Origin of the sequence: Dietzia sp. E1, assembly GCF_014145015.1 — a bacterium.
In the GTDB taxonomy this organism is placed as follows: domain Bacteria; phylum Actinomycetota; class Actinomycetes; order Mycobacteriales; family Mycobacteriaceae; genus Dietzia; species Dietzia cinnamea_A.
The window spans coordinates 23,144-31,770 of sequence record NZ_JAALDU010000020.1 but is presented as its reverse complement, the minus strand read 5'-3'; the positions used below and the strand labels follow the sequence as shown (position 1 = coordinate 31,770).

Annotated in this window: 8 protein-coding genes; 3 read left to right on the top strand and 5 right to left on the bottom strand. The window is 60.2% G+C overall.

The features are described from left to right. The first annotated feature begins 12 nt into the window (after nucleotides 1–12). Nucleotides 13–816, top strand: coding sequence for a recombinase family protein (locus G6030_RS01120; RefSeq protein ID WP_182641928.1), 804 nt, complete (start codon nucleotides 13–15; stop codon nucleotides 814–816). A 34-nt stretch (nucleotides 817–850) separates the two neighbouring features. On the opposite strand, the gene G6030_RS01115 is transcribed toward G6030_RS01120, so the two are convergent. From G6030_RS01115 to G6030_RS01105, 3 genes are read right to left on the bottom strand one after another with little or no spacing between them, the layout of a single operon-like run. Continuing rightward, nucleotides 851–2,707, bottom strand: a complete 1,857-nt coding sequence (locus G6030_RS01115; RefSeq protein WP_182641927.1) for an ATP-binding protein — start codon at nucleotides 2,705–2,707, stop codon at nucleotides 851–853. Further along, nucleotides 2,707–3,186: an ABC-three component system middle component 2 gene (locus tag G6030_RS01110; protein WP_182641926.1), complete on the bottom strand. Its 480-nt coding sequence runs from the start codon at nucleotides 3,184–3,186 to the stop codon at nucleotides 2,707–2,709. The genes G6030_RS01115 and G6030_RS01110 overlap by 1 nt, the downstream gene beginning before the upstream one ends. Continuing rightward, on the bottom strand, nucleotides 3,179–4,303 hold the full coding sequence (locus G6030_RS01105; RefSeq protein ID WP_182641925.1) for an ABC-three component system protein: 1,125 nt from the start codon (nucleotides 4,301–4,303) through the stop codon (nucleotides 3,179–3,181). The genes G6030_RS01110 and G6030_RS01105 overlap by 8 nt, the downstream gene beginning before the upstream one ends. Before the next feature lie 482 nt (nucleotides 4,304–4,785). On the opposite strand from G6030_RS01105, the gene G6030_RS01100 reads away from it, so the two are divergent. Beyond that, nucleotides 4,786–6,012, top strand: a complete 1,227-nt coding sequence (locus G6030_RS01100) for a pentapeptide repeat-containing protein (RefSeq protein ID WP_182641924.1) — start codon at nucleotides 4,786–4,788, stop codon at nucleotides 6,010–6,012. Nucleotides 6,013–6,074: 62 nt separating this feature from the next. After that, on the top strand, nucleotides 6,075–6,398 hold the full coding sequence (locus tag G6030_RS01095) for a hypothetical protein (RefSeq protein ID WP_182641923.1): 324 nt from the start codon (nucleotides 6,075–6,077) through the stop codon (nucleotides 6,396–6,398). A gap of 571 nt (nucleotides 6,399–6,969) precedes the next feature. On the opposite strand, the gene G6030_RS01090 is transcribed toward G6030_RS01095, so the two are convergent. After that, nucleotides 6,970–7,455 carry a MaoC/PaaZ C-terminal domain-containing protein gene (locus tag G6030_RS01090; protein ID WP_006898348.1) on the bottom strand — a complete coding sequence of 162 codons (486 nt, stop codon included), beginning with the start codon at nucleotides 7,453–7,455 and terminating at the stop codon, nucleotides 6,970–6,972. Continuing rightward, nucleotides 7,452–8,615 carry an acyl-CoA dehydrogenase family protein gene (locus G6030_RS01085; protein ID WP_008382198.1) on the bottom strand — a complete coding sequence of 388 codons (1,164 nt, stop codon included), beginning with the start codon at nucleotides 8,613–8,615 and terminating at the stop codon, nucleotides 7,452–7,454. Before G6030_RS01085 ends, G6030_RS01090 begins: the two co-directional genes overlap by 4 nt. Nucleotides 8,616–8,627: the final 12 nt, after the last annotated feature.

The window sequence follows — 8,627 nt, the reverse complement described above, 5'->3', positions numbered from 1 at the left end:
AAGGGTCTTTCGATGGCTGATCGGATCGGGACGTTGCTGAACCGTTCGGGTGACGGTGGCGAGGAGGTGCTCATTGTCAGCCGCGGGAGCGTGCGGACCCGGTTCCGCCGCCGGGACGAGTTGGGTTGGAACTTTCGGGTGGAGTCGACGGACTCGGAGAACGTTGTCGAAGCAAAACCGAGATCGGAGCCTACTCCGAAGTCGGCTCGCCGGGCCGCGCGTCCGCGCGGGCAGCGGGTGGCGTACGTGCGCGTGTCGGCCGCCGATCAGAACGAAGCGCGTCAGCTTGAGGCGGTGGGGGAGTGCGACCGTATCTATGTCGAGAAGCAGTCGGCACGCTCTCGTGCGGACCGCGTGAAGCTCGCCGAGTGCATCGGATACTTGCGCGACGGTGACGAGCTGGTTGTCGCCTCGATGGACCGACTCGCCCGTTCCCTGGTCGATCTCAAGCAGATCGTTGGAGAGATTACAGCCAAGGGCGCGAGCGTGGAGTTCGTCCACGAACGGGCAACCTACGCAGCTGGCGCCCAGGATCCTCGAGCCGACCTCATGCTCTCTCTGCTCGGGGCGTTCGCCGAGTTCGAGCGGGCCATCATCCGCGAACGCCAGACCGAGGGCATCGCCATCGCCAAAACAAAGGGGAAGTACAAGGGACGCAAACGTGTCCTGACCGACGAACAGATCCAAAAGGCCAGCGCACGCGTCGAGGCGGGGGAGGGGCCGTCAGCGATCGCCCGAGACCTCGGAGTGGGCCGATCGACGCTCTATCGAGCTCTCAAGAGAGCTGGTGAAGGGCCCACTCGTGTAGCGCCGTAGCCATCCTGCTGCGCCACCTGTTGTCGGGCTTCTCTTACGACGGGAGAGTCCAAGAATGTGTAACCGGGAAGAAACCGTACCGCCCGTCGCTAGTTCGTTTAGTGAACGGGATGTCGATTGCGTTCGACGCGAGAGGCTCAAGCGGGTCTGTATTCTCCATAACGATGACCTGGCCGTCGAAGTTCTCCTGAATGTCACGGTAGAACGCACGGACAACGTCTTCGGGGGGTTCTTCGTCAGTGTCTCTGGACTTATCTGGCGGACGGTATGTCACGAGGGGGGAGTCGAGAACAACGAAACCTGGATGTGCGAACTCTCGGTCGAAACAGTACTGAGCGAGTGACAATGTGAAGGCAGCGTGTAGGACGGCTCGAACGCCCTTCCCGTGGGCGGACCGAAGTTGGTCCCCAGCGACTATGTCCAGTTCGTTCCGGTCGTATCGGACTGAGCCCGCATCGGGGTAACCCCATTCTTCGAGCCGCGTGGAGATCTCAGATGAGAACTCGCGAACGGCTGTTAAACTCAATCCAGCGACCGCTATCGCAACCTCGGTCCCATTCTCCTTAGAGAGTTTCCGGAGCATGGCCTCGAGGGATTCCACTTGATCGGAGAGGCCTAAATATCTCTCGACTTCGCTACGCTTTGTGAGAAGTTCGCGGAGGCCGCCCTGTTGAGGATTCATCTCAACATCGAGCTCGTCTAGTTCAATCTGAAGGCGTTCAGACTCAAGGCGTGCTGACCTGATTGATCTTCCGAGTGCCTCGATCCTGGCGTCCAGACGCTCTATTGTCCCTAGAAGATCTTCGCGAAGAACGCGAGTCTTTTGGGTTTCAACTTCGATGGCTAGGCCAAAACTGGTGGAGTCGCCCTCGCAATTGAGATTGAGGTGCTGGCTCGACGGCTCCGCACCGCAGAAAACGCAAGTCCCCGGTCGGAAATACCCTAGGAGGTTCCCAGCTTCGGCAATCATATCTAGGCGGGATAGGTCGCTAGTGTACTGCTTCAATAGTAGGCCAAAACGCTGCTGGAGTGCTGTTGCATCCAAATATTCGACTCGCTGGGCACGCTCGTTTCGCTCGATGCGGCGGCGTTCCGCTAGTAACTGTCCCCGCTGTCTCGTGAGATCACCAACCGTGGCTGTGTGTACGTCAATAGCGTCATTCAGCTTGCCAAGTTGCAGCCTGAGTTCACCCGGATCGGCGACACCGTCGAGCTTCGTTTCCAGCTGTGCAAGCATCCGCTCGACAACCTCCTCCCGGGCACCGCGCAGTCGCTTCTGCTCTTGCGATGAGGGGACGGCGATGAGGTCGGAATCGTCTTCTCCGGTGAGGAGGAGCTTCAAGACTGAGACTTCTTTGGTCCTGTTCACCGGGTTGCCGCTTAGCCCCGGCGCTTCTTCGGCCTGCATCTCAGTCTCCCCGACTAGACACAGCCGCGTAAGGTCCCGAAAACTGAGCATGTGGGTCTTATTTTGTGCGTTCTTACGCACAGACTTGCCATCTAGACCTACTTGGTTAAGAAGGAACCTGGAGATATTCGAGTTCGACGTTGAGCTGTGCTTTGCCGCTAGCGTCAGGTCGGGAAGCCCCGGTGGTTCGGTGCGGAAATCGCTCCGATACAGGCCGACTCCTCCTCCGTTAACGGCACGCGTGAGTGTGACGCGATCGCCGCTCGGGAGCTGAAGTCCGAGCAGGACTCGGTTGTACCCATCTCGCTCGGGGATTTCCTTAAGCTTCTTCGCGCCGAGGACGAAGTCAATCGCGTCTAGGATGAATGACTTCCCAGTATCCGAGGGGCCGTGTATTACAGTCACGTGAGGACTGAAATCAATCGATGCGTCAGACATTCCGATGCCAGTAAAGGTCAGGTGGGTAAGCTGGATCCGGTCCATCAGAATTCGCTCCCATACTGCAGGGTAATAGCCTCAAACTCTTCAGGCCAGTGCGAAGAAATCTCGCGCATCTGCTCTCTGAGTCGATTGTCGTCGATGTTTCCAAAGTTCTCGACGACCCATTGGGCGCGTTCGTGCAGGACGCGCGAGTAGTCACTTTCAAGGATTCGTAAGAAGCTCTCAGCGGAGTCGCTCGCGCCGAACTCGATACCACTGCTTTCTGTGAACATCTCTGCGAGACCGGCCCGGATCAGGACTCGGAGACCTTCTTCAAGGCGTTGTCTTTTCATTCCGAGCTCACCTACTCGTATAGGAGTGGGTGGGTGCAAGCTCTCCGGTCCGTCAAGGTCTGCACTGTGAAGCACGCCGTGATCGAAAAGTACCAAGCGATTGATATCAAGGTGGGCCGGGAAGGCTTCTGTAAGGATCATTAATACTCGAAGCCCAACTTCGACGGGACTATTGAGTGGGCTACTCATTAGTTTCTACCCAAGTCAGGCTGTCGGCGTTAGCGAGTTGATGGCAGATGCCCTGGCGATCTATATTGCCGGACACGGAAATCAGGGAGTGGGCTCCTAGGTCCAATTGTCCGGACTGAGTTAGGACAGCGCGAAGTCGCTCCATGCCGCTGGCATGATCCGCTTCGGCGGTGTCGATGACACCTATATACACATCGTTTTGCAGGAGCTCGAACGTGCCGTCTGGAACTGAGTCTCGGGCGTAGCGGCGCAATGCCTCGGCGGAGTGAAAGGCTTCACGTTGCCGCTGAAGGTGAGCGCCGTACTTGGAGTGTGTAGTCACGGAATCGATGTCCGGACAGGCTGACGGGTCTTGTTCTTTGTAGACGTCGACAAGCTTCCCGATGTAGATGATCTCGCCGCCAGTCGGATTGATCGGGGGTTGGTCGACTGGTGGGCGCGCTGGCAATGTCGTTCCGAACCTTGCTGCGTGGTAGGGGGTTCGGCGATGTACGTCAATCATCTCGTTGAATTCGAGAGAGCGGAAGATTGAAAAGTCTGACGTCGCTGCCAGGTTGCGGATGGCCTGCAGTGTTTCGTCATCAATCGTCTTGGTGGCCGGACCTCGCGAATCGATCATTCGGAGAAACTTTTTCTTCAGCTCGGTGGGCTTACTCAGGAGACGGGATAGCGAGGCTCCGCATCCGCGAGGCGCGACAAATACGTATTGGTCGGGAAGCACATAGTACTTGTCCGCGACTCCGCGGAATACCTTCAAGATCTCTGGTGCCGCGTCTGAGAAATTCAGCGGATTTGCATAGTGCTTCGCCTGATAGCAGTCCCACTTGTCTTCGAGACCGCGCGCAGTCTTGAAGGCGGCAACGTCGACACCACGATCTCCGGACCCTCCAAGCTGCTTGATCTGACAGTACGAGGTAGTGAGACCGGTCGCCCATTCGGTAATGAAGACTTCCCATTCGTTGGGCGGGTAAAAGTACACACGTTGCGCCGGAGGTACCGGGGGGCCGAGGAACGAGGGGGCTGGCGAGGTCGCAGCTGGCGGCATTGTCACGTCCGCGAGTTGAGGGGCGCCGCTATCGCTCGCGCTGTTTGAATTGACGTCGGCGTCGGCAGACAAGGCGCCTCCTCTCGAGCAACACAACGGTCCGATCGTATGAGACGACGCCTACTAGGGTGTTTACTCTTCGACGAGTCGTCTTTTAATAGGGTGCCGTGACAGCGCTAGCTTGTCATAACGTGTGTACTGGCGCTCGTGCTGCATGGGGGAGGTCACACGCCTGGCAGCGTCAGCTGCCCGACAGCTTGGGGTAGTCGCTGGGGGCGCAGGGTGCAGACGCTGGTGGGTCGCTCCGTGCGGTAGCGCGTCAGCTGTGGGCGAAGGGTCGGAAGGTTCAAGTTCTTAGCCAGCTGGTCGACGCAGGTGAGAACGGAATGTGGGGGTGTGCCTTCCCAGGGGGCGGTCTCGGTGGCTCCGAACTGGGGCACACCTCGCTACTGCACACTCCGTCAACGGTGTGGTGCGCTGGAAGTCGAGCGAGTAACGGCCACATAGGACCAGTATCAACTGCGCATTGTCAGGACGGGGGCGAAAGAGAGGCTATGACTACACGCCGCAGCGATGGTGATCATGCCGTCGTCAACTCTGAGCTGCTGTCGGAAATGACGGTCTTAACCGGGAGCTCGCAAGAAGCGAAGCGACCGCGAATGGGAAGGGTGCTGGGCTGGGTTGGTGCCCTTGCGTTCTGGACAATCACCGTCGTTGGCCTTGGCGGCCTCGTTGTCCTTTTGGTCGTCAGCGGGCGGGCCGAGATCCGGGAGAACTGGGCAAACAACGAGCCGTGGTTCACCGGTTTTCAAGCCGCATCACTAGCGGTACCGATCGCTGCGATCATCGGAGCTGGTGTAGCAATCACGACCGCCAGATGGGGTTTGCGGGCCGAGCGAGAGCGGCGCGACATCGAACGACGAGACACCACGGAGCGGACGCTCAGGGATCGGTTCCATGAGTTGGTCAAACTCCTGGCTACTGATGAGCTGCGAGCGAGGGAGGGCGCCGCCTACGCCGTTGCTGCACTGGCCGATGATTGGCGCGCGCACTATCGAAACGAGCCGGACCGGGCTCGAGCCGAGCAGCAGGTGTGCATCGACGTACTCATCTCACAGCTACGCGACCCTATGCCAGACGATGAAGCGGCTTATGGCCGGATGGTGGCGTTCAAGCACTCGATCCAAGGAATTGTCCGCTCACGCCTTGGCACTGTCGAGGACGAAATCACCCAACCGGGCGTGTGGAGCAGCTTCAATTTCGTCTTCGATGGCTGCACATTCCACGACCTGAATATGTATCGGTGCGTCTTTGACAGGGGGCAAGTGTCGTTCAAGGGTGCGTACTTCACCGGGATCACGACGTTCAAGTTTGCGCACTTCACCGGAGGCGCGACGTTCAACGATGCTCATTATACCGGGGACGCGGTCTTCTCGCATACGCGCTTCAGTGGGGACGCGTTCTTCGCGTATGGACACTTCATCGGGGGCGCGGGGTTCAACGGTGCGCGCTTCGCCGGGCGCGCCCAGTTCGCCGGTGCGCACTTTATCGGGGACGAGGTATTCTCCGGTGCGCGCTTCGGCGGGCGCGCGGGGTTTGCCGGTGCGCACTTCACTAGTACGCGCGTGGCGCTCGAGAAAGCGGACTTCGGAGGGGACCTGCCCTCGCTCGAAAAGACATTCTTCGAGGTCTCTCCGTCCGACTTCCCCAAGTGCGAGGCGTGCAACGAAGTCCGAGCCCGGCAGAAATCAGCAAAGGAACCGGGCAACCGGGCGTGCTAGATGTCGTAGGTGACTGACATCGTGATGCGAAGTTGAAGTATGTCGCGAAAGGCGGTTCGGTGATGTGGGATCCACAGACGGCGCTCCAGGCTGTCGCCGTTGTGGCAGCGGGCTCGATACTGATGCCGCCCGTAGCTCGCGTGGTGGGAGGCTTCTGCGCCTTCATAGGGTTCTGCGGCGTCATGCAGTCGCGCACTTGGGCGCCCACGGTAATGGCCGCCGGCATGGTGGCCTGGTTCGTTGGACATTGGTCGTTCGCCGTCCGGCACGACGTGGTCTACCGGACAAGGTTTGCACGTCTTGTGATCGACAAGACGCCGCTTCGCTGGACGATTCCGAGGTACTGGCAGTTGCGCCGCGAGCGACGGTTCGCCACCGCCCGCTGACACATCACGTGTCGGGATGAAGCAGGCAAGGCCCCGCCGATTGCCTGGCAGGGGCCTTGTGCGCGTTGACTGAAACTGATGTTAGAACACGCCGAATGGGCCCTTCCGGATCGGGGTGCGTGACGGGGGAGAGGGTGACCCGGTTAGGCATTTCGGCCAACCTCAGTGTCAACCCGATGCCGAGAATCGACGAACTCGCCACCCGCCGACGAGCAGGTCGCGTATGCCCGAAGTCGAACACCTGCGAGGAATTCGGGGAAGCGGTCGAGTTGGGGAACCCACAACTCGGCATCGTTTACTTGTCATAAGGTTTGGTTACCGGTGCTCGATGTGGGTGGCAAGGCGACACGAGTTTTCGGACACTGCTGCCCTGCGGAAACGACTGGTTCTGTGAGTGTCGCGAAATCGATCGCTAGCTAGCGGACGCGCTCGGACGGGGGTTTGACTACCTTGAGCCACCGTCGTGAGGTGGGGTCGTCACGTCCCACGCTGACTTGCGGATACGAGATGAAGGTCGCTTCGTCGATGTAGGGCGGGACCGTTGCTCTTTCTGGTGACGTCCTGCCGTGTGTCAGTTGAAGCCTCCGGACGGTGTCGTGGCCTGCTCTCTTTGCCACATGACGATGGTCAGTTCGGCGTAGAGGACGGTGTGGTCGTCCTGATCGGTCAGCCGCATTTCTATCTTCACTCGTCCGCGTGTTCCGTCGAGAGTGATCTCGGCAATTTGGGCGGTTCCGGTGAGAACGTTGCCGGGTCGGACGGGCGCCGGGAACCGTACCTTGTCGAATCCGAGCCCGGCGATCACTGCCCATTGGTTGAGCATTGTTTGTGTGAGCAGCCGTTGAGCGATGGCAATGGTGTGTACCCCGCTGGCGATGAGTCCGCGGAAGTGACCCTGGTTGGCGGCGTCCTCATCGATGTGAAACCACTGTGCGTCCCAGCGGGTGGCGAAATCGACCAGTTCGGCCTTGGAGACGGTGTGATCGCCCAGTTTGTGAATCTGGCCCGGGGTGAAGTCTTCGGCGTAGACGGACGGACTTGGGGGAGTGGCGTTCACAGCGACCTGGCTACGAGCAGCTTCATGATCTCGTTGGTGCCGCCGTAGATCCGCTGCACGCGGGAGGCGGTGTACATCTGGGCGATGGGGTACTCCATCATGTAGCCGTAGCCACCGAACAGCTGTAGGCACTTGTCCACCACGCGGCACTGCATGTCGGTGGCCCACAGCTTGATCATCGAGGCGCCGGCGGCGTCGAGGGTGCCGTCGATCTGGCGGCGGATGCCGTCGTCGATCAGCGCCTTGCCGGCGTAGACGTCGGCCTTGCACTCGGCTAGTACGAACTGGGTGTTCTGGAAGTCCAGGAGTTTCTTGCCGAACGCATCGCGCTCTTTGACGTACCGGATGGTCTCGATCACCGCGGCCTCGGCCACTGCCACGCCGGCGACTCCGATGATGAGTCGCTCCCGCGGCAACTGGGTCATGAGTTCGGCGAAGCCGGAGCCCTCCTCGCCAAGGATGTTCTCCACCGGTACCCGCATGTCGTCAAAGAAGAGTTCGCGGGTGTCCCATCCGTGCATGCCGATCTTCTCGAGGACGGCGCCGCGGGAGAAGCCCGCGACGTTATTGTCGACCTCGGCGACTAGTAGGGAGATGCCCTTGCCGCCGGCCGCTGGATCGGTCTTGGCCACGATGACAACCAAGTCGCAGTGGGTGCCGTTGGAGATGAAGGTCTTGGCGCCGTTGACCACGTAGTGGTCGCCGTCGCGGATCGCTGTGGTCTTGACGTTCTGCAGGTCTGAGCCGGTACCAGGCTCGGTCATGGCGACGGCCACCACTTTCTCGCCGGAGGCGAGCCCGGGTAGCCAGCGGCGCTTTTGCTCCTCGGTCCCGTAGGCGTTGATGTAGTGGCTGACGATCGTGGAGTGCACGGTGAAGCCGAACGCGCTGTCGTGCGCGTACGCCAGTTCCTGGGCCACTACAGCCTCGTGGCCGAAGTCGCCTCCCCCGCCGCCGTCCTTTTCGGCGATGTCGGTGAGCAGTAGGCCTGCCGCTCCGGCTCTGTTCCAGAGTTCGCGGTCGACGTGGCCCTGCCGGGCCCAGTCCGCCTGGCGGGGGGTGACTTCTCTGGCGAAGAAGGCGCGGGCGTGGTCCCGTAGCAACTCGTGGGACTCGGTTTGCCAGGTGGGGCGGTGGTCGGGGAACAGGGTGGTGGTCATGATCTTGTCCTT

Excerpts from the sequence above, each read along its gene's own strand:
- G6030_RS01120 (WP_182641928.1), top strand. The coding sequence starts at position 13 with ATGGCTGATCGGATCGGGACGTTGCTGAACCGTTCGGGTGACGGTGGC.
- G6030_RS01100 (WP_182641924.1), top strand. The coding sequence starts at position 4,786 with ATGACTACACGCCGCAGCGATGGTGATCATGCCGTCGTCAACTCTGAG.
- G6030_RS01085 (WP_008382198.1), bottom strand. The coding sequence starts at position 8,615 with ATGACCACCACCCTGTTCCCCGACCACCGCCCCACCTGGCAAACCGAG.
- G6030_RS01110 (WP_182641926.1), bottom strand. The coding sequence starts at position 3,186 with ATGAGTAGCCCACTCAATAGTCCCGTCGAAGTTGGGCTTCGAGTATTA.
- G6030_RS01115 (WP_182641927.1), bottom strand. The coding sequence starts at position 2,707 with ATGGACCGGATCCAGCTTACCCACCTGACCTTTACTGGCATCGGAATG.
- G6030_RS01095 (WP_182641923.1), top strand. The coding sequence starts at position 6,075 with ATGTGGGATCCACAGACGGCGCTCCAGGCTGTCGCCGTTGTGGCAGCG.